We start from the raw sequence: 18,818 nt of genomic DNA, 5'->3' as shown, positions 1-18,818 counted from the left end.
GAGTCGACGGCTGCGGCCGCTACTCGGCGTCGTCCTTGGCGAGCTTGGCCGCTTCGCGTGCGTCCTTGTCGAGGAACTCGTCCATGAGCGGCGTCTCGGCGACCACCGGGTAATTGCCCGTATAGCCCACGCGCTCGCGGGCCATCGCGAGTACGCGCGGCCGCACCGCATACCAACCACCGATCAACGCGGGCACGATCACCAGCAGCGCGATCAGGTTCCAGTAGTTCTCGATGCACATCAGCGCGGTGACGGCGAACAGGAACACCAGGGTGGCGTAGCTGGTGTACGGCGTACCGAACAACCGGAACGACGGCCGCTCCAAGATGCCCTTCTTCGACCAGCGGTACAGCTGAATCTGGCAAATCACGATGGTCGCCCAGGAGGCGATGATGCCCAGCGCCGAGAGGTCCAGCGCGATGTTGAACGCTTCGGACGGCACCACCAGGTTGAGGAAGACGCCAACCACCGTGAAGCACGCCGTCAGCGCGATGCCCGCGAACGGCACACCCCGACGGGTCATCTTGGCCGTGAATTGCGGCGCACTGCCGTTCATCGACATCGAGCGCAGAATGCGGCCGGTGGAGTACAGCCCGGCGTTGAGGCTGGAGAGAGCGGCCGTCAAGACGACGAAGTTCATGATGTCGCCGGCCGCAGGCACACCAATGCTCGAGAAGAACGTGACGAAGGGGCTGGTGCCCTGCTTGTACGCCGTGTACGGCAGCAGCAGCGCCAGCAGGATCAGCGACCCCACGTAGAACACGGCGATGCGGAACACCACCGAGTTGATCGCCTTTGGCATGACCTTGGCCGGGTTCTCGGTCTCGCCGGCGGCAGTGCCCACCAATTCCACTGCGGCGTAGGCGAATATGACACCCGACGTGATGATGACCAACTGCAGTATCCCGGTCGGCAGGATGCCGCCGTTGTCGGCGATCACCGACGGGCCCGTGGTGGCTCCCTGGATGGTGAACCGCCCGGCCAGGAAGATGATGCCGATGACCAGGAAGGTCACCAGCGCAACGACTTTGATCAGCGCCGCCCAGAACTCCATCTCGCCGAACACCTTCACCGAGATCATGTTGACCGTCAGCGTGATGACCAGTGCGACCAGCGCGATCGTCCACTGCGGGATCGCCTCGAACGCACCCCAGTAGTGCATGTAGAGCGCGATGGCGGTGACGTCGACGATCGACGTGCACGCCCAGTTGAAGAAGTACATCCAGCCGGCGACGTAAGCTGCCTTCTCGCCGAGGAATTCACGCGCGTAGGAGACGAACGATCCGGATGACGGACGGTGCAGAACCAGCTCGCCGAGCGCGCGCAGGATGAAGAAGACGAAGACGCCGCAGACGGCGTAGACGATGAAGAGACCGGGGCCCGCGGTGTGCAGCCGTCCGCCTGCCCCCATGAAGAGGCCCGTGCCGATCGCTCCACCGATGGCGATCATCTGGAGTTGACGGGGTTTCAGGCCCTTGTCGTAGCCCTCTTCCTCGTGGGCCAGCGCAGACGTGTCGTACTCGGCGGCGGTCATGAAGCGACGCTAACCCCGGGTGACCGAACCGGAAACTCGGGGACAGTAAACGTTGAGTTAAGTCGTTTCCTGCGACGGCGTCAGTTCAGCGCCCTGGCGATGAGCGCGATGAATTCCGTGCACGTTTCGTAGCGCAGCTCGGGGTCCTTGGCCATCGCCTTGCTCAGGATGGAGTCGAATGCGTGTGGAATCCAATCGATTTGGCGGGAGTAGCGGGGTACCGGCCGGTTCAGATGATCGTCGATCAGCGCCAGCGTCGTCGTCGAGGTGAAAGGCGGTGCACCGGTGATCAATTCGACGGCCGTGCAGGCCAATGCGTACTCGTCGGCGGCGGCAGAAGGAGTTCGTCCGTGTAGTAGCTCGGGGGCGGTGTAGGGCAGCGACGCCTCGACGTGCGTCGGCCGGTGGCGAGCGTCCTCTGCCATCGAACGCGCAACGCCGAAGTCAATCAGAACCGCGCCCCCGCGCGAGAAATCCTCGAACACAAGGATGTTCGCCGGCTTCACGTCGCAATGCACGATGCCGTTGAGGTGCGCATAGTCGAGTGCCGCCGCGACCTCGGCCAACGCGGTGAGCCGATCGCGGACGGTGGTGAGGTTGGTCACGGTGCCACCGTCGATGAGTTCCATGGCCAACCAGTCGGGACCGCTCTCGTACATCGTGACGACGTGCGGATGATCCAGGCGGTTGGCAAAGGCGAACTCGCGCTGAAGGCGGATCAACTGAGCAGGTTGATGGTGCCGCTCGTCGAGCACCTTGAGTGCGACGACGCGGTCCCGTCCAGAGACGTGGTGTGCCCGGTACACCGTCGCGGATCCGCCGTGGCCAACGACGTCGTCGACCACGTAGTCCTCGAAGCGATCATTGGGCACGAGCACGCTCTCAGACTAGGTTGCCGCGGGGTTCTGCACCGGTCGAGCGCACGCACCGCGACGATCGTCGACACTCGTTGCGAGCAAACACTAGCGGCGGTCGTCTCCACGTCGGAACGGCCGGAGCGCAGCGGCGGGATCATCGAGGGGCATCTCACCACTTCCGTAGTCGGACGCGTTGTCGCGGCGATAATGTTTTGGCGTGCCGTCCTCCGATGGAAGTGCTGCGTCCGAGTGGGTGCCAACGGGGTCCGTCACGGTGCGCGTACCCGGCAAAGTCAACCTCTTCCTGGCCGTCGGTGACCTACGCGACGACGGCTATCACGAACTGACCACCGTCTTCCACGCCGTTTCGTTGTTCGACGAGATTACGGTGCGCAACGCCGACGTGCTGTCGTTGGAAATGTCCGGCGAAGGCGTCGAATCGCTGCCCACCGACCGGCGCAACCTGGCGTGGCGAGCCGCCGAACTGCTCGGCGAGCACGTCGGTCGCACACCCGACGTCGCGATCTCGGTGGAGAAGTCGATACCGGTGGCCGGCGGGATGGCGGGCGGCAGCGCCGACGCCGCCGCAGTGCTGGTGGCCATGAACGCGTTGTGGGAACTCGGGGTGCCGCGCCGTGACCTGCACGCGCTGGCCGCGGAGCTGGGGAGCGACGTGCCCTTCGCACTGCACGGTGGCACGGCACTGGGCACTGGTCGTGGCGAACAGCTGGCTACGGTATTGGCCCGCAACACATTCCACTGGGTGTTGGCGTTCGGCAAGGGAGGGCTGTCGACGCCTGCGGTGTTCGGCGAGATCGACCGGTTGCGCGCCGACTCCGGCCGCGGGGAGCCGCCGCGGCTCGACGACCCAGGGCCACTGCTGGCGGCCCTCGCCTCGGGGGACGCCGCGCAACTGGCGCCGTTGCTGGGCAACGACCTGCAGCCTGCGGCGCTCAGCCTGGACTCGAAGCTGCGCCGCACACTGCGCGCCGGTGAGGAAGCGGGCGCCCTGGCCGGCATCGTGTCGGGCTCGGGGCCCACGTGCGCATTTCTCTGCTCGTCGGCGTCGTCGGCGATCGACGTCGGCGTGCAGTTGGCCGGCGCCGGTGTCTGCCGGACCGTCCGCGCGGCGAGCGGTCCGGTCCACGGCGCCCGCGTCGTGCCGACGCCGACCCCGCTCTAGGAATCGGACCTGATTAGAGGTGTGACCCAGGCCTCAATTCTCGCGTCGGTTTGGCAGTTACTTAAGAGTCTCTTAAGATGATCGACGGTGAAAGCTAGCGGTTACGCGTCTCACGCGCCGACTTCGCCCATCGGGCTTCCCGAGGGGCGGATACGCAGCGCTGGCACGGGCCGCCTGGATTTCCCAACGGCAACCGATTCCTGGTTGGCTGGGCTGTCGCAGGCATCACCGATTCGAAACAAAACCGCTCCCGAATCGTGCACGCGCGCCTTCTGGAAGGTGCCCGTCATCAGACGGAGCATGGAATACGGGGCACTGGCGCCTGAACTCAGGAGGTCGTGGTGAGCAGATTTACCGAGAAGATGTTCCGCAACGCTCACGAGAGCACGCGGGGCATGGTGACCGGCGAACCGCACGAGCCGGTGCGGCACACCTGGCTCGAGGTGCATGAGCGCGCCCGTCGCATCGCGGGAGGACTGGCCGCCGCGGGAGTCGGCAAGGGTGACGCCGTCGGCGTGCTGGCCGGTTTCCCGGTGGAGATCGCTCCGACCGCGCAGGCGCTGTGGATGCGCGGTGCCAGCCTGACGATGCTGCACCAGCCGACGCCCCGCACCGATCTCGTCGTGTGGGCCGAGGACACCATGAACGTGATCGGCATGATCGAAGCCAACGCGGTCATCGTCTCCGAACCCTTCCTGGTCGCCATCCCGGTGCTGGAGGAGAAGGGCATCAAGGTCCTCACGATCTCCGACCTGCTCGAGGCCGATCCCATCGACCCTGTCGAGACCAGCGAGGACGACCTCGCGCTCATGCAGCTGACGTCCGGCTCGACCGGTTCGCCGAAGGCCGTGCAGATCACGCACCGCAACATCCACTCCAACGCCGAGGCGATGTTCGTCGGCGCCCAGTACGACGTCGACAAGGACGTCATGGTGAGCTGGCTGCCCTGCTTCCACGACATGGGCATGGTCGGCTTCCTGACCATTCCGATGTACTTCGGCGCCGAGCTGGTCAAGGTCACGCCGATGGACTTCCTGCGCGACACCTTGCTGTGGGCGAAGCTCATCGACAAGTACAAGGGCACCATGACCGCGGCGCCGAACTTCGCGTACGCGCTGTTCGCCAAGCGGCTGCGCAAGCAGGCCGAGCCCGGTCAGTTCGATCTGTCGACGCTGCGGTTCGCGCTGTCGGGCGCCGAGCCCGTCGAGCCCGCCGACGTCGAGGACCTGCTGGACGCGGGCAAGCCGTTCGGCCTGCGACCCGAAGCCATCCTGCCCGCCTACGGCATGGCCGAGACGACGCTGGCGGTGTCGTTCTCGGAGTGCGGCGCCGGCCTGGTGGTCGACGAGGTGGACGCCGACCTGCTGGCCGCGCTGCGCCGCGCCGTCCCCGCGACCAAGGGCAACACCCGACGCCTTGCCTCGCTGGGCCCGCTGCTGCAAGACCTCGAGGCCCGCGTCGTCGACGACACCGGGAACGTGATGCCCGCCCGCGGCGTCGGCGTCATCGAGCTGCGCGGCGAGTCCCTGACGCCCGGCTACCTGACCATGGGCGGGTTTCTTCCGGCGCAGGACGAGCACGGTTGGTACGACACCGGCGACCTGGGCTACCAGATGGAGAACGGCCACATCGTCGTCTGCGGCCGCGTCAAGGACGTCATCATCATGGCGGGCCGCAACATCTATCCCACCGACATCGAACGCGCCGCTGGTCGCGTCCAGGGCGTGCGCCCCGGCTGCGCGGTCGCGGTCCGGCTCGATGCGGGTCACTCGCGTGAGACGTTCGCCGTCGCCGTCGAGTCGAACGCCTGGCAGGACCCGGTCGAGGTGCGTCGCATCGAGCATCAGGTCGCCCACGAGGTGGTGACCGAGGTCGACGTCCGGCCGCGCAACGTCGTCGTTCTCGGACCAGGCACCATCCCGAAGACCCCGTCGGGCAAGCTGCGCCGGGCCAACTCGGTCGCCCTCGTCACCTAAGGCGCGCGTCGGCTGGTCAGTGCCCAAGACTCCAGGTAGGCGAGGGCATCGCGGCCGTTGTCGGCGATGTGCACGAGTTCGTCCAGCGGGACGGGCAGGAAGCCGTCCGCCTCCATCCGTCGAAGTTGCAGCGTCAGTCCGTCGTAGAACCCTGCAGTGTTCAGCAACACCACCGGCTTGTCGTGGTGGCGATGCTTCCGCATTTCGAGAATGTCGGTGGCCTCGTCCAACGTGCCCATGCCACCGACCATCACGACCACGGCGTCGCAGCCGGCGAGCATGAGCGCCTTTCGTTCGGCGAGGTTGCCGGCAAACACCATCTCGTCGGCGTCCTCCCTTGCGAAGGAGCGGAGGAACTCGACGGAAACGCCGACGAGCCGGCCGCCTGCCTCCCGAACTCCATCGGCGACGACCTTCATCAGTCCGGTGTCGGATCCGCCCCATATCAGGGTGTGCCCGCCGCCGCCGACTAGCTCGGCGAACTCGCGCGCAGGCACGGTATAGCGTTCGTCGAGGTCGGCGGCGGACAGAAAGATGCAGATCTTCATGGCGAGTCGTCGCTTCCGGTTGATGCGGGCCGGGCCGGTCAGTCATCGACGATGGTCAGCACGCCCGGTGGGGCGATGAGAGCGTCGAGCGTTCGCGCCGCGGCAGTCTCGATGTGTACCCGTGGTGTGGGCGGAAGGTCAACATCGAAGTAGGTGTCGGGCCCGTAGAGAAAGCCGTACCGCAGGACCACGCCGTCTGCCGCGAGCACCGACGCTTCCAGCACGGAGATCGCGTCGGCTTCCCTTCCCGGGCTCATCTTCCACGCGACGCTCTGGGCCACGATCTTGACCTGTGCCAGGCCGCCCATCGCGTCGATGAGGTTCCGGGTGCCCTCGTCTCGTATCCGCGCGTTGAGTGCGGAATCGGCGGGAAGGTCCTTCAGTTCGTCGGGGAGGTCGGTCAACTCGTGCAACATCAGGTCGGGCGCGAAGGCGCGAACGGCGTTGGTCAGGCCGGCTCGGTCGAAGACGTCGCAGACGATGGGTTGCGCGCCTGCCGAGGCCAGTAGGTCTGCGTTCTCCACTGATCTGGTCATGGCGCCAACGACGTGGCCGGCGTCGACGAGCAGCGGCACGAGGTGTCGGCCGAGGACTCCCGAGGCGCCCGCGAAGAAGATGCGCATCAGCGCCTGCCAAGCAGAAATGGCATCGTGCCGTAGGGATAGATGTTGACCGGGGGCCGGGAGTCAGTGATCTCTACGTTGCCCGGTGATTGGCAGGTGCTTCCGTTGGCGGTGACCAAGCAGTCCTTGAGCGGCGTGGGCGCGGCCGTGGCCATCGGTGCGGCGAGGATCGTCGCGACGGCTGCTCCGGCCAACAGCGCCGTATGCAAGGTGGAGTTGATGCGCATTTCGTGCTCCTTGTCGATGCCCGGGGTGGGCTCAGTTGATGTGCAAGGCCGACGGTAGGCGCAGAATGGCATGCCTAGTTGGTCCATTATGTGGCGAGTTCAGTGGGCCACTTCGCGTTCGATCAACGGCATCCGCGACCGAAGTGGCCCACGATTCGAAGTGGAAACTGGCCCGTATCGCCTGGCCATCACCGGCCTAGCGTCGGACGCGTGACGACCGATTCAGCACGAGACGGCCAGCCGTGATGCCTCTTCCGGCGTTCGCTCCCGCGCCGACGTCACGGGTCCGCCGCGTACTGCCGGGAGGACTGGCGTTGACGGGAGCCGCCCTCACGTTCACGAGCCTCTACCTCGCCGCGGGCGCGCTGATGCCGCTGCTGGTCGTCTATCAGCAGCAATGGGATCTGGCGCCTGCTGTCCTGGCCCTGGCGTTCGCGGTGTTCGCAGTTGGGTTCCTCGCCGCCGTCCTCACCGTGGGATCGCTTTCCGACCACGTTGGTCGGCGTCCAGTTCTGTTCGGCGCGTTGACGGTGCAGCTCGTTTCCAACGTCGCGTTTCTCATCGCCCCCGACGTTGGATGGGTCATCGCGGGGCGTGTCCTGCAGGGCATCGCGACCGGCGCGGCAACCACGGCGTTCACCGCGGCGCTCGTCGAAATCGCACCGCCGAACCGTAAGAGGCTGGGTGTGATCCTGGGCAGTATCTGTCTCACGGGTGGTCTCGCGAGCGGATCCCTGTTGGCGGGTCTCTTGATCCAGTTCACCACGACGGCGAACTCCACCATCTTCATCGGGCTAACCGTCGCGACGATTCTCGGGGTCGCCGTGATCGCTTTTTGTCCGGAGAGCATGGCTCGCACACCGGGTGCGCTTCGCTCACTCCTCCCGCGCATCGCCGTTCCGTCAAGTGCCCGAGCGGAATTCGTGGCGGGGGCGCCTGTCATCGCTGCGGTCTGGATGCTCTCGGGGCTGTCCGGCGGCCTCTCTCCGGCAATGGTGCGCAGCATCTTCCACGTCGACAGTGGACTTCTGAACGGCGTGTCGGGATTCGTCGCCCCGGCAGCGTCGGTCGGCATCGGCTTGGGGTTTGCACGACTCGACCCTCGACGCTCGATGATCATCGGCATCTTCATGTCCATCGTCGGGGCAGCCGTCATCGTCGGCGGGCTCGCGGGGGGATGGTTGCCAGTGATGATCATCGGACAAGCCATCGGCGGCGCTGGATTCGGCGCATCCTTCACGGCGTTCTTGCGCCTCGTCGTGCGGCTGGTCGCACCACATGAACATGCCGGCATCGCCGCCCTCACATATCTGGTGTCCTACAGCGCCTTCGGCATCCCCGTCGTCATTGCGGGTTTCGTTGTCGGCCGACTAGGCATGGAGTCAACGGTGTTCTGGTACGCCGGGGTGACGGTCTTGTTGGCGCTCATCAGTTTGCGCGCCCAGCTTCAAATCAACCGCGGTTAATGGCATGGAGATAGTGTCCAATTCCATGACGGATGGCAGGTCCACTTCCAGGCCGGGCCGGGGACCGGCCTTCGGTACGGATCTACACCTGGAGATGATGACGGGATCGGGATTGCGCTCCGGACTCGCGGATGCCCTCCGTGAGGCCGTGCGCACCGGGCGTCTGGCGCCCGGCTCGAGGCTGCCGTCGTCACGCGTGCTCGCAGCCGACCTTGGTGTTGCCCGTAACACCGTCGCCGATGCCTACACCGAACTGGCCGCCGAGGGCTGGCTCACCGCGCAGCAGGGCTCTGGGACGCGAGTGGCCAAGCGCGCCGCGCCGCGCCCGACTGGACCGGGCATCGGTCATACGTTGCGTATCCGCCAACGTCCCACGCACGCGCTGATGCCGGGGTCACCAAATCTCGCCGAATTCCCACGCGCCCAGTGGCTCGCCGCGGCACGCCGCGCATTGAACGCGGCACCACACGACGCGTTCGGCTATGGCGATACCGCCGGCCGCATCGAACTGCGCACCGTTCTTGCGAACTACCTCGCGCGGGCCCGTGGTGTGTACGCCAATCCGAACCGCATCATCATCTGCTCGGGGTTTCATCACGGGCTGACGCTGATGGCGCAGACACTCAAGGCGCGACGCGTACGCGCGGTCGCCGTCGAGTCCTACGGTTTCGGCGTCCATCGTGACTTGCTAGCCGCCGCCGGACTGCACACCCCACCCGTTTACGTCGACGAACGGGGCGCACGCACTGACGATCTAGCGGGTTTGCGCGAGGTCGGCGCGGTGCTGTTGACGCCGGCGCATCAGTACCCGACAGGCGTTGAGCTGCGACCAGACCGGCGCGCGACCGTGATCGACTGGGCGCGTGCCACCGGCGGGCTGGTCTTGGAGGACGACTACGACGGGGAGTTCCGATACGACCGACAACCGGTCGGCGCCCTGCAGGGTCTTGACCCGGACAGGGTCGTCTACTTCGGCTCTGCGAGCAAGTCGCTGGCCCCCGGCCTGAGACTCGCCTGGATGGTTCTGCCCGAAGGGTTGGTCCCAGATGTCTTGGATGCCAAGGGCATCGTCGATGCTGCGAGCTCATTCGAGCAGCTCACGCTCGCTGAGTTCATTGCGGCAGGTGCATACGACCGTCACGTTCGCTCCATGCGGCACCGTTACAAGATCCGCCGCGACCAACTCGTCGCGGTGCTCGCGGACAGGGCGCCGCGAATCCGGGTGAGCGGCATGGCCGCCGGGCTGCAGGCGGTGCTCGAGCTTCCACACGGCACCGAGCAATCGGTGGTCGAGGCGGCGGCTAGCGAAGGGCTGGTGATCAGCGGGATGCGGGAGTTCCGTTACGAAGGCCACGGCGTCAGTTGGCGATTGCCCGAGCAGGACGCACTGGTCGTCGGATACGCCGCACCGTCGGACAGTGCGTGGGAAGGCGCACTCGAGGCGCTGTGCAAGGTGCTGGCCGGCGGCCGCGGTGGGACTAGCCGCCCCGGCCGCCGAGTGTGACCGCAGGCAGGTAGTCACCGACCAGCGTGCGTCGCCACCACGCGTGGTCGTGAATCAGTTCCCGCCACGTGGTGTATCGGTACTCGTACAGCCGCGCCCGCACGTATCGCGGCGGCGAGTCGGGGAACGGGTTGTGCCGAATGAGGCGAAGCGTCGGTGCGTCGTTCTGCAGCAACCGCTCGACGAAGACGCCGAACCACTCCCTCGCATAGGCCGGCGACAACGCCACGAACCACATCAGCCAATCGAGGCGCAGGTGATACGGCGCCCACTGCCGCGGCATCCGTCGCGGATCGCCGGGCTTGCCCTTGAATTCGTATTCCCTCCACACCGTCTGCTCCGTGATCTCCACGTCGTCGGTGCCTTCGATCACCACCTCGCGGCGGATCCTGCCGATGCTGCCGAAGGCGCCGTAGGTGTTGAGTAGCCGATACGGGTTGAAGGCCGCGTTCATTCTTTGCCCCGACGAGACCAGATTGCGCACCGGCCAATAGCTCAAGAACACCGTGAGCACCGCGAACCCGATCACCAGGCCGACGAACCACGTCGGCGGATCGAGCAGTGGCGGCGGGTGCGGAACCGGCAGCACCGCTGCGGCCGCGGCGTCGTCGACTGCGCTGACGGCCAGGATGATCGTGATCCAGTTCAGCCACGCGAAGTTGCCCGAGAGCACCAGCCACAGCTGCGTGACGATGACGACGGCCGCCGCCACGCTAGCCACCGGCTGGGGCGCGAACAGCGCGAACGGCAGGATCAGTTGGGCGACATGGTTTCCCGCGACCTCGATGCGGTGCAGCGGCTTGGGCAGGTGATGGAAGAACCAGCTGAGCGGACCCGGCATCGGCTGGGTCTCGTGGTGGTAGTACAGGCACGTCAGGTCACGCCAGCACGAATCGCCGCGAAGCTTGATCAGGCCGGCGCCGAACTCCACGCGGAACACGAGCCAGCGCGCCGCCAGAATCGCGAGCAGCGGGGGTGCCGTGTCATCGTTGCCGAGGAAGATTGCGACGAATCCCGCCTCCAGCAAGAGTGATTCCCACCCGAATCCGTACCACTGCTGCCCGACGTTGACGATCGACAGATAGAGCGCCCACAGCACCAGCCACATCAGCATTGCCGCCCACAGCGGCACCCAGTCGGCCCCGCCCGCGACGAGCAGCGCCGACAGCGCTGCCCCGAACCAACAGACGAAGGCGAAGAACCGATCGGAATAGTGCAGCTGGAAGAGGCTTGGGGCGGCTCGAAACCCGCGTCTGGCGATGAACTTTGGCGCCGGGAGCATGCCGTGTTCCCCGATGAGCGGCCGGAACTGGCGTGCAGCGGCGACGAACGCGATCAGGTAGATCGCCGCGATTCCGCGTTGCAGCACCTGCCTCGCCAGCCAGAACTCGGGCGCGGTAAACCACTCCATCTCCGCCTCTCCTCGGGCGATGGATCGCCGTACCAAGCGCTGTACCCAATCTGGAGCTGGCCAGCCACTTCGGCCGAAAACGATTGGCGAATTGTCGGTGCCGGCCGATACCGTCGATGACATGACACCCGCGATCGAGGCCATCGACCTGGTCAAAGTGTTCGGTGACAACACAGCGGTCGACGGTGTGAGCTTCTCCGTGCCGCAGGGCACGGTGCTCGGCCTGCTCGGTCCCAACGGCGCGGGCAAGACCACCACGGTGCGGATGATGACGACGTTGACCGAGCCGACCAGCGGCACCGCCACCGTCGCGGGCTACGACGTCCTGCGCGAGCCGGACAAGGTGCGCCGCAGCATGGGCCTCACCGGCCAGGTGGCCACGGTCGACGAGCTGCTCACCGGGCGCGAGAACATCAGGATGATCGGCGGACTGTACGGCATTCGGCGCAAGGAGTTGGCGCGGCTGGGAGATCAACTGCTGGAACAGTTCTCGATCGCTGACGCCGCCGACCGCGTGGTCAAGTCGTATTCGGGCGGAATGCGCCGCAGGCTCGATCTGGCCGTCAGCTTGCTGGCATCGCCGCCCGTGTTGTTCCTCGACGAACCGACCACCGGCCTCGATCCGCGCAGCCGCAGCGACCTGTGGGACGTGCTGCGCGGCCTCGTCGAGCAGGGCAGGACGCTGCTGCTCACCACGCAGTACCTGGAGGAAGCCGACCAGCTCGCCGACAACATCGTGGTGATCGACAAGGGCCGCATCATCGCCGAGGGCTCGCCGTTGCAGCTCAAGGACGAGGCAGGCGCCGCCAGCCTGGTGGTCACCGTCTCGAACGCCGACGATCTACCGGCGGCGAAGGCGCTGCTGGCCAAGACCGGCGCCGAGGTGTTCGTCGATGCCGGCGCGCGGGAACTCACCGCGGCCGCGGACGGGCTGGCCGACATGGTCCGCGTCGCGGGGTGGCTGCGCGACAGCGGCATCGACGTCGACGACATCGGGCTATCCCGGCCCAGCCTCGACGACGTCTTCCTGTCGCTCACCGGGCACCGGACCGAAGAGGAGGTAGAGGCATGACCGCACTCGCCACAGCGGTGCAAGAGCAGGTGCAACCGGCCCGCACCCGCCCAACCAACATCGCGCAACAGTCCTGGATCATGGTGAAGCGCAACATGATCCACACCAAGCGGATGCCCGAGATGCTCAGCGACGTCACCGTGCAGCCGATCATGTTCGTGCTGCTGTTCGCGTTCGTGTTCGGTGCGTCGATCGCCACCGGCGGCAACGCCTCCTATCGCGAGTTCCTGCTGCCCGGCATCATGGCGCAGACCATTGTGTTCACCGCGTTCGTGGTTGCCTCCGGCATCACCGCCGACGTCGAGAAGGGCATCATCGACCGGTTCCGGTCGCTGCCCATCCGGCGGTCGTCGGTGCTCATCGGTCGCAGCGTCGCGAGCCTGATCCACTCCTCGATCGGGATCGTGGTCATGACGGTCACCGGGCTATGCATCGGGTGGCGGATCCGCGGCAGCGTCGCCGAGGCCGTGCTGGCGTTCGCGTTGATGCTGACTTTCGGGCTCGCGATGATCTGGTTCGGCATCCTGGTGGGTTCGCTGATGCGGTCGGTCGAGGCGGTCAACGGCGTGATGTTCACCGTGTTGTTCCCGATCACCTTCTTGGCCAACACCTTTGCGCCCACCGAGCCGATGTCGAAGTGGCTGCGGGTGATGGCCGAATGGAATCCGGTTTCGTCGCTGGCGCAGGCGACCCGCGAACTCTGGGGCAATGGTCCCGCCGCGCCCGCAGCCGCCCAGTTGCCGCTGCACCATCCGATCGTGGCGACCCTGTTGTGGTCGGTGGCGCTGACCGCGGTGCTCGCGCCGTTCGCGCTGCGTGCCTACGCGCGCCGGACGTCGGATTAGCGCGCCAAGCTCGTTGCGTCGAGCCTGGAGTTGTTGAGGCTGGAGTTATCGAGGTCGCCACTCGCAGAATGTCTCGACGTGTAGGAACCTCCACCGGATCGGCCGCAACGGTGGGCTGATCTCCATGGGCAACCGTCCGCGGCGGCTATTCAATGGTCCCCATGGAGCTGATGAGTACGACGTCCCGCGTCGTGGTGCCCGCCGGGGCAGGCCGAGCCGTCTGGGTGCGGCGCGGCGAGCGCGTGCGGGTGATCGACGTCGAGGGCGGGCAGGTCGCTGACGTGTTCGCCTTCGCGGCGGACGATCCGGGCGAGCACCTGTCGGCATCGCACACCCGCACGTCGACCGGGCGGCTCTTCCCGCTGGTCGGCGAACAGTTCGTCACCACCCGGCGGCGACCTATCCTGACGCTCGTCGAGGACACCTCGCCCGGCGTGCACGACATGCTGATCGCCGCCTGCGATCCGGCGCGCTACCGGGCGCTGGGCACCGCGGAGCACGCCTCGTGCGCGGACAATCTGCGCGACACCATGGCGATGATCGGGATGAACGTCAACGTCGTCCCCCAACCCGTGAACGTCTTCATGAACATCCCCGTCGCGCCGAGCGGCGAACTGAGCTGGTTGCCTGCCACCAGCCGGCCAGGAGACGCCGTGACCTTCCAGGGGGAGATGGACTGCGCCGTCGTGGTGTCGGCATGCCCCATGGACCTCAACGCCATCAACGGCGAACGGCCGACGGACCTTGTCGTCGAGATCATTTCCATTCACTCGAAGGAGATTTGAGCACATGCAGACCACCACGCATCCCGCCCTGGCACCACAACGGATCGGGCGCATCGACCTGAGGAACCGCCTTGCCGTCGCGCCGATGACCCGGGTGTCTGCATCCTCGGACGGCACTCCGACCGATGAGATGGCCGAGTACTACCGTGGATTCGCGCGCGGTGGATTCGGCGTCGTGATCACCGAGGGGACCTACACGGACACCGCCCACAGCCAGGGTTACCTCAATCAACCCGGGTTGGCCGCCGAAATTCACGTCGAGGGCTGGCGGCGAGTGGTCGACGCCGTGCATGCCGAGGACGTGCCGCTGATCGCGCAGCTGATGCACGCCGGCGCGCTGTCGCAGGGCAACTCGTACGGCGTGGGGACGATCGCGCCGTCGCCAGTGCCGCCGCGGGGCGAGAAGCTCGAGGAGTACGGCGGGTCCGGCCCCTGGCCGACGCCCCGGGGCATGAACCGGAACGACATCGACTCCGTCATCGAAGGATTCGTCGATGCAGCGGCCCGCGCCAAGGCCGCGGGATTCGACGGTGTCGAGGTGCACGCCGCGAACGGATATCTGCTCGACGAGTTCCTCACCGATTACACCAACACGCGCGACGACGAGTTCGGCGGGCCTGTCGCCAATCGCATCCGGATCACCGCCGACGTCGTTGCCGCAATTCGGGGCCGACTCGGTCGCGATTTTCTGCTCGGAGTGCGGTTGTCGCAGACCAAGGTCAACGACTTCACCTACCGCTGGCCCGGCGGTGCCGACGATGCCGAGACCATCTTCGCCGCCCTGGCATCGGCCGGTGTGGATTACCTGCACATCGCCAGTGAGGGCAAGGATTTCATCGATACTGCCCGTCTGCCAGACGGACGGACCATCACCGCGGTGGCACGCGAGGTGACCGGGTTGCCCGTGATGGCCAACGGCGGGATGCACGACCTTGATCAGGCGAGCGCAGTCCTGGACGGCGGTCACGCCGACCTGTTGTCGATCGGGCGCGGCGCCCTGGCGAACCCGGACCTCCCCGTCCGCCTGGCAGCCGGCGCCACTCTCGATCCGTTCGACCACGCGATGCTTTCGCCCATGGCCACCATTGCCAATTCGCAGGCGTGGCGCGTCGCAGTCAGCTGAGCGCGTCGGCCTCTAGGGCCAGGAACAGGTCGACCCGATCCGGCAGCTTGGTCAGGTCGCGGCCGGTGAGTTCGCCGATCCGCGTCACCCTGTTGCGCAGGGTGTTGACGTGGACGTACAGGTCGCCGGCCGTGGTGGACCAGTGTCCGTCGTTGCCGAGGAAGGCTCGCAGCGTGCGTTCCAGCTCGGTGCCGTTCTGCTCGTCGTGCGCCCGCAGCGGCCCGAGAATGTCATCGGCGAAGCGCCGCAGGAGGTTGCGGTCGTGCAAACCCAGCAGCATGCGGTGAGTACCGATGTCGGCGAACGTCCCGACACGGGACCCCGTCGTGCGACGGCGCAGGACCTGGCAGACCTCCCGAGAACGGATCAGCGGCTCGCGCAAGCCGGTCGAGTCCGGGGCCAGGTCACCGATGCCGACGACGGTGCGGTCGTCGGGGAAGCGTCTGGCCACCGCATCGACCAGGTGCTCGGCCAGCTCGACGAGCTCGGAAATCGCTGCACTCCAGGGGATCACGGCCACGGTGTCCTGGCTTCCGGCTGCCACCACGGCCGGAATTCCTCGCCGGGTGAAGAAGGCTTCGATCTCGTCGGTCGATCCGCTGGGACGTAGTCGGTCGTCACCGACGATCATGGTGAGGACCGCCAGTTGCCCGGACGGGTCGATGCCGAAGGCGCGCAACCTCTGCGGTACGTCGGCCGCGCGAGCCGCCCCGGAGAGGATCATCTCCAACAGCTCACTGGCGAACCGGGACTCGATCGCCTGCAGCGCTTGTTGTTTCGTCACTTCAAGGCTGAGGAACCTTGCCGCTTGTTCGATGCCGTCCCGTTCCGCCGGCGAAAGTTCGCGCAGCGGTCGAAGGCAGAACACTCCCGCGTCGACGTCACCCATTGCGCCCTCGACGAGGAACAACGACGCCGTGCCGATGCCGGGCAGGTCGGCTTCCAACGGCGGCGGCCGCCGGGAAAGCGCTTCGGCAGCAGCATGATTGACGTCGGCACTACCGCTATCGCCGACGATGCCTGCCAGCCGTCGGCCGAGCCGATCCACCACGATCAGCGGCAGGTCGTAGTCGCGGCGCAACACCTCGAGGACGCCCTCGGCGCCGCCACCCCTGGAGATGGACGTCGCCAACGCGTTGCCGCGCCGGACCAGGCTGGCGAGCGCTTCCTGACGAGACGCTCCCTGGAGACGCGCCGCCGCCTCGGTGATCGCAGTGAACGGCACGGTGATCGACACCGACGCCAGCGGCATCTCTGCGGCAGTGCACGCGTCGACGAGATCGGTTGGCAGCTGCGGAGTTTCCTCTGTGAGCCCGAAGATTAGTCCCGACGCACGGGCGCGCTGGAGGGCAGCGACGAACCGGTCGGCGGTGACGCCGCCGCGCCACAGGCCGTTGGTGAGCACCAGCTCCGTCGCCCTGACGTACGGCGACGGGTCCGGCAACTCGGTGTTGTGCACCCACAGCACTTCCCGGCCGATCGCGCCGGGTGGGCCCGGAACCACCAGAGTCAACTCCAGCGACGGGTCGTCGACGATGGCTTCCAAACTCAGCACGGTGTACTTACGTCCAATCACGTGGGGCAGTAGTGGATGTTTATACACTGCTCGGCCGGCTGCGGCGGTGTTTCGATGAGCGGAAGCCACGTGAGGAGCCTGCAAAATGTCCATCAGCCCGATCGACTCACCGACCACTAGTTCCACTACCGTCGCCGAGGACGGCGGCGTGCCGTTCGACGCGCACGGCATCGAGCCGATACCCGACCAGAGCCGGGACTGTTCCCCCTGGGAGCTGTTCTGGATCTGGTCCGGTGCCAACATCGCACCGATCAACTGGGTGCTGGGCGCCTTGGGTATCACGTTGGGGCTCAGCCTGATCGAGACCCTGCTGGTCGTCGTGCTCGGCAACGTCATCGGGTGCGCGGTGTTCGGCGCGTTCAACGTGATGGGGCACCGGACCGCGGTGAATCAGATGGTCCTCGGGCGGGCACCGTTCGGCCGCTATGGATCGATGCTGCCTGGCGTGATGCAGTTCGTCTTGACGATGGGCTGGGTCGGCGTCAACACGTGGGTGGTGCTGGACCTCGTCCTGGCGATTCTGGGCCAGTTCGGGGTCCGCGAGGCGCCATGGCTGGACGTCGTGGTCGCCGCGGCCATCATGGCGGTCCAGCTCGGCTTGGCCCTGTACGGCTTCTACGCCATCCGGAGCTTCGAGAAGTACACGGTGCCCGTCACGGTCCTGGTGATGGCGCTCATGACGGTGCTGGCGATGGCGACCACCGACGTCGACTGGACCCTGTCCGGCACGGCCGTCGATCCGGGAAGCAAGTTCACCGCCGTCACTCAACTGCTCACCGCCATCGGCATCGGCTGGGGGCTGACGTGGATTCCGTACGCCTCGGACTACAGCCGCTTCGTCCGGGTCCGTGCGACGTCGAGAGCGGTGTTCTGGTCGTCGGCGCTGGGCATGTACATCCCGACGGTCTGGCTGGCCGCGCTGGGCGCCTGCCTGGCAAGCGCCGGCAATGGCAGCGACCCATCGACCTTGGTGGTCAGCACATTCGGCGTGACGGCGATCCCGGTGCTGCTGCTGCTCATCCATGGGCCCATCGCCACGAACATCCTCAACCTGTACTCCTGCTCGCTGGCGGCGCTGTCCATCGGGGTGCGCGCCGCGCGCTGGAAGGTCACCCTCACCGCCGGCCTGGTGGCTTCGGCGGTCCTCGCGGTGTTCATCGAAGCCGACAGCTTCGCGCACGCCTTCGACAACTGGATGGTGTCGATCCTGGTCTGGATCAGTCCGTGGGCGGCGATCATGCTGGTGGACTACTGGGTGATTCGCCGTGGCGCACTGGATGTTTCGTCGCTCTACGCGCCGGTCCGATACCCGAACTTCGACTGGAGCGGGCTGATCAGTCTCGCGGCGGGAATCGTCGCCGGCTGGGCATGGCAGTACGGACTCGTCCCCGTCATGCAGGGCCCGGTGGCGACCGCGCTGGGCAACTCCGATTTCTCCTGGCTGTCGGGTGGCGCCGTCGCCGGTGGACTGTACTTCGTCCTGGCGCGGCGCGGGATGCGCGCATGACCGGTCGCCTTCCATCCGTGCTGAGCGCGACCCGGTTGTCGAACGGCTTCCTCGGGAAGCTGATCGAAATCTGCTTCGTCACAGGGGATTACCGCAAGACCATGGAAGGTCTGGTGCTGTTGGGCATTGGGCCATGGCGGGTGTACACGTTCGACTCGGCGACGGTGACGGACCGCACCTACCACGGCGCGCCGGTCGACTACGCGATCAAGGTGTGCTTCGCCGACGCCGGTGACCTGGCGGTCGAAATCATGCAGCCCCTGTACGGGCCGTCGATCTTCCAGGAGTTCCTCGACGAACACGGCGAGGGCATCCAGCACATCGCCTTCGACTGCGAGGAACGGCCCTGGGCCGAGCGGATAGCCGAATTCACCGACCGGGGCTTCCCACTCGTCCAGGCCGGACGATTCATGGATCTCAACGCATTCGCGTTCTTCGGCACCGCCGCGGCGACGGGTACGACCTTCGAGACCTACTCCATCCCGCCGGGCTTCGTCTGGCCGGAGCCCGAGGAGTGGTACCCGGCCCCGCCGCCGGACGGCGAGGCGCCACCGGTTCGCGAACAACGCGTGTGAACGTCG

The 18,818-nt window shown here is 66.6% G+C and carries 18 protein-coding genes; 10 read left to right on the top strand and 8 right to left on the bottom strand.

Features of this window, described 5'->3' with window-relative positions; genetic code table 11:
* Window positions 1–19: 19 nt before the first annotated feature.
* Complete coding sequence (locus N536_RS0115545) at window positions 20–1,534, bottom strand: amino acid permease (protein WP_029114448.1); 1,515 nt, start codon at window positions 1,532–1,534, stop codon at window positions 20–22.
* An 80-nt stretch (window positions 1,535–1,614) separates the two neighbouring features.
* The gene (locus N536_RS0115540; RefSeq protein ID WP_029114447.1) at window positions 1,615–2,412 is read right to left on the bottom strand and encodes a serine/threonine-protein kinase; all 798 of its coding nucleotides are present in this window, start codon (window positions 2,410–2,412) and stop codon (window positions 1,615–1,617) included.
* A 196-nt stretch (window positions 2,413–2,608) separates the two neighbouring features.
* Between N536_RS0115540 and N536_RS0115535 the strand changes: the two genes are divergently transcribed.
* Window positions 2,609–3,574 (top strand): 4-(cytidine 5'-diphospho)-2-C-methyl-D-erythritol kinase, encoded by a 966-nt coding sequence (locus N536_RS0115535; RefSeq protein ID WP_029114446.1) that lies wholly within the window; start codon window positions 2,609–2,611, stop codon window positions 3,572–3,574.
* A 110-nt stretch (window positions 3,575–3,684) separates the two neighbouring features.
* Here the strand turns inward: N536_RS0115535 and N536_RS42220 are convergent, their stop codons facing one another.
* Window positions 3,685–3,864, bottom strand: a complete 180-nt coding sequence (locus tag N536_RS42220; RefSeq protein ID WP_155948607.1) for a hypothetical protein — start codon at window positions 3,862–3,864, stop codon at window positions 3,685–3,687.
* Window positions 3,865–3,915: 51 nt separating this feature from the next.
* Between N536_RS42220 and N536_RS0115530 the strand changes: the two genes are divergently transcribed.
* Window positions 3,916–5,550 carry a fatty acyl-AMP ligase gene (locus N536_RS0115530; protein WP_029114445.1) on the top strand — a complete coding sequence of 545 codons (1,635 nt, stop codon included), beginning with the start codon at window positions 3,916–3,918 and terminating at the stop codon, window positions 5,548–5,550.
* On the opposite strand, the gene N536_RS0115525 is transcribed toward N536_RS0115530, so the two are convergent.
* Genes N536_RS0115525 through N536_RS0115515 form a run of 3 tightly spaced genes read right to left on the bottom strand, consistent with a single transcriptional unit; the run spans window position 5,547 to window position 6,948 of the window.
* Window positions 5,547–6,098: a TIGR00730 family Rossman fold protein gene (locus tag N536_RS0115525; protein ID WP_029114444.1), complete on the bottom strand. Its 552-nt coding sequence runs from the start codon at window positions 6,096–6,098 to the stop codon at window positions 5,547–5,549. The two genes, N536_RS0115530 and N536_RS0115525, sit on opposite strands and share 4 nt — an antisense overlap.
* A gap of 38 nt (window positions 6,099–6,136) precedes the next feature.
* A complete protein-coding gene (locus N536_RS0115520; RefSeq protein WP_029114443.1) occupies window positions 6,137–6,721 on the bottom strand; it encodes an NAD(P)H-binding protein in 585 nt (194 codons plus the stop codon).
* A complete protein-coding gene (locus tag N536_RS0115515; RefSeq protein ID WP_029114442.1) occupies window positions 6,721–6,948 on the bottom strand; it encodes a hypothetical protein in 228 nt (75 codons plus the stop codon). Before N536_RS0115515 ends, N536_RS0115520 begins: the two co-directional genes overlap by 1 nt.
* A 245-nt stretch (window positions 6,949–7,193) precedes the next feature.
* On the opposite strand from N536_RS0115515, the gene N536_RS0115510 reads away from it, so the two are divergent.
* Both N536_RS0115510 and N536_RS38560 read left to right on the top strand, forming a co-directional pair.
* The gene (locus tag N536_RS0115510) at window positions 7,194–8,414 is read left to right on the top strand and encodes an MFS transporter (protein ID WP_036436459.1); all 1,221 of its coding nucleotides are present in this window, start codon (window positions 7,194–7,196) and stop codon (window positions 8,412–8,414) included.
* Between the two features lie 25 nt (window positions 8,415–8,439).
* Entirely contained in the window at window positions 8,440–9,918 is a 1,479-nt protein-coding gene (locus N536_RS38560; protein WP_051574520.1) for a PLP-dependent aminotransferase family protein, read from the top strand.
* Here N536_RS38560 and N536_RS0115500 read toward each other — a convergent pair.
* Window positions 9,893–11,329: a lipase maturation factor family protein gene (locus N536_RS0115500; protein ID WP_029114440.1), complete on the bottom strand. Its 1,437-nt coding sequence runs from the start codon at window positions 11,327–11,329 to the stop codon at window positions 9,893–9,895. The genes N536_RS38560 and N536_RS0115500 overlap by 26 nt on opposite strands.
* A 121-nt stretch (window positions 11,330–11,450) precedes the next feature.
* On the opposite strand from N536_RS0115500, the gene N536_RS0115495 reads away from it, so the two are divergent.
* From N536_RS0115495 to N536_RS0115480, 4 genes are all read left to right on the top strand, one after another.
* Complete coding sequence (locus N536_RS0115495) at window positions 11,451–12,401, top strand: daunorubicin resistance protein DrrA family ABC transporter ATP-binding protein (RefSeq protein ID WP_029114439.1); 951 nt, start codon at window positions 11,451–11,453, stop codon at window positions 12,399–12,401.
* Window positions 12,398–13,246 carry an ABC transporter permease gene (locus N536_RS0115490; protein ID WP_029114438.1) on the top strand — a complete coding sequence of 283 codons (849 nt, stop codon included), beginning with the start codon at window positions 12,398–12,400 and terminating at the stop codon, window positions 13,244–13,246. The genes N536_RS0115495 and N536_RS0115490 overlap by 4 nt, the downstream gene beginning before the upstream one ends.
* A gap of 170 nt (window positions 13,247–13,416) precedes the next feature.
* Window positions 13,417–14,031 carry a DUF1989 domain-containing protein gene (locus N536_RS0115485; RefSeq protein WP_231514541.1) on the top strand — a complete coding sequence of 205 codons (615 nt, stop codon included), beginning with the start codon at window positions 13,417–13,419 and terminating at the stop codon, window positions 14,029–14,031.
* A 4-nt stretch (window positions 14,032–14,035) separates the two neighbouring features.
* Window positions 14,036–15,154, top strand: coding sequence for an NADH:flavin oxidoreductase (locus N536_RS0115480; protein ID WP_029114436.1), 1,119 nt, complete (start codon window positions 14,036–14,038; stop codon window positions 15,152–15,154).
* Here the strand turns inward: N536_RS0115480 and N536_RS0115475 are convergent.
* Complete coding sequence (locus tag N536_RS0115475) at window positions 15,147–16,730, bottom strand: PucR family transcriptional regulator (RefSeq protein WP_231514540.1); 1,584 nt, start codon at window positions 16,728–16,730, stop codon at window positions 15,147–15,149. The genes N536_RS0115480 and N536_RS0115475 overlap by 8 nt on opposite strands.
* A gap of 85 nt (window positions 16,731–16,815) precedes the next feature.
* Between N536_RS0115475 and N536_RS38555 the strand changes: the two genes are divergently transcribed.
* Window positions 16,816–18,237, top strand: a complete 1,422-nt coding sequence (locus tag N536_RS38555) for a cytosine permease (protein WP_081809219.1) — start codon at window positions 16,816–16,818, stop codon at window positions 18,235–18,237.
* Entirely contained in the window at window positions 18,234–18,812 is a 579-nt protein-coding gene (locus tag N536_RS38550) for a VOC family protein (RefSeq protein ID WP_029114434.1), read from the top strand. Before N536_RS38555 ends, N536_RS38550 begins: the two co-directional genes overlap by 4 nt.
* The last annotated feature ends 6 nt before the right edge of the window (window positions 18,813–18,818 follow it).

The sequence above is a fragment of the Mycobacterium sp. URHB0044 genome (assembly GCF_000620625.1).
Classification (GTDB): domain Bacteria; phylum Actinomycetota; class Actinomycetes; order Mycobacteriales; family Mycobacteriaceae; genus Mycobacterium.
The sequence above is the reverse complement of the archived record's forward strand: the minus strand, read 5'-3'. Positions and strand labels throughout refer to the sequence as shown.

Excerpts from the sequence above, each read along its gene's own strand:
- N536_RS0115480 (WP_029114436.1), top strand. The coding sequence starts at position 14,036 with ATGCAGACCACCACGCATCCCGCCCTGGCACCACAACGGATCGGGCGC.
- N536_RS0115520 (WP_029114443.1), bottom strand. The coding sequence starts at position 6,721 with ATGCGCATCTTCTTCGCGGGCGCCTCGGGAGTCCTCGGCCGACACCTC.
- N536_RS0115510 (WP_036436459.1), top strand. The coding sequence starts at position 7,194 with ATGCCTCTTCCGGCGTTCGCTCCCGCGCCGACGTCACGGGTCCGCCGC.
- N536_RS0115545 (WP_029114448.1), bottom strand. The coding sequence starts at position 1,534 with ATGACCGCCGCCGAGTACGACACGTCTGCGCTGGCCCACGAGGAAGAG.
- N536_RS38560 (WP_051574520.1), top strand. The coding sequence starts at position 8,440 with ATGACGGATGGCAGGTCCACTTCCAGGCCGGGCCGGGGACCGGCCTTC.
- N536_RS42220 (WP_155948607.1), bottom strand. The coding sequence starts at position 3,864 with ATGACGGGCACCTTCCAGAAGGCGCGCGTGCACGATTCGGGAGCGGTT.
- N536_RS38550 (WP_029114434.1), top strand. The coding sequence starts at position 18,234 with ATGACCGGTCGCCTTCCATCCGTGCTGAGCGCGACCCGGTTGTCGAAC.
- N536_RS38555 (WP_081809219.1), top strand. The coding sequence starts at position 16,816 with ATGTCCATCAGCCCGATCGACTCACCGACCACTAGTTCCACTACCGTC.
- N536_RS0115515 (WP_029114442.1), bottom strand. The coding sequence starts at position 6,948 with ATGCGCATCAACTCCACCTTGCATACGGCGCTGTTGGCCGGAGCAGCC.
- N536_RS0115495 (WP_029114439.1), top strand. The coding sequence starts at position 11,451 with ATGACACCCGCGATCGAGGCCATCGACCTGGTCAAAGTGTTCGGTGAC.
- N536_RS0115490 (WP_029114438.1), top strand. The coding sequence starts at position 12,398 with ATGACCGCACTCGCCACAGCGGTGCAAGAGCAGGTGCAACCGGCCCGC.
- N536_RS0115500 (WP_029114440.1), bottom strand. The coding sequence starts at position 11,329 with ATGGAGTGGTTTACCGCGCCCGAGTTCTGGCTGGCGAGGCAGGTGCTG.
- N536_RS0115525 (WP_029114444.1), bottom strand. The coding sequence starts at position 6,098 with ATGAAGATCTGCATCTTTCTGTCCGCCGCCGACCTCGACGAACGCTAT.
- N536_RS0115485 (WP_231514541.1), top strand. The coding sequence starts at position 13,417 with ATGAGTACGACGTCCCGCGTCGTGGTGCCCGCCGGGGCAGGCCGAGCC.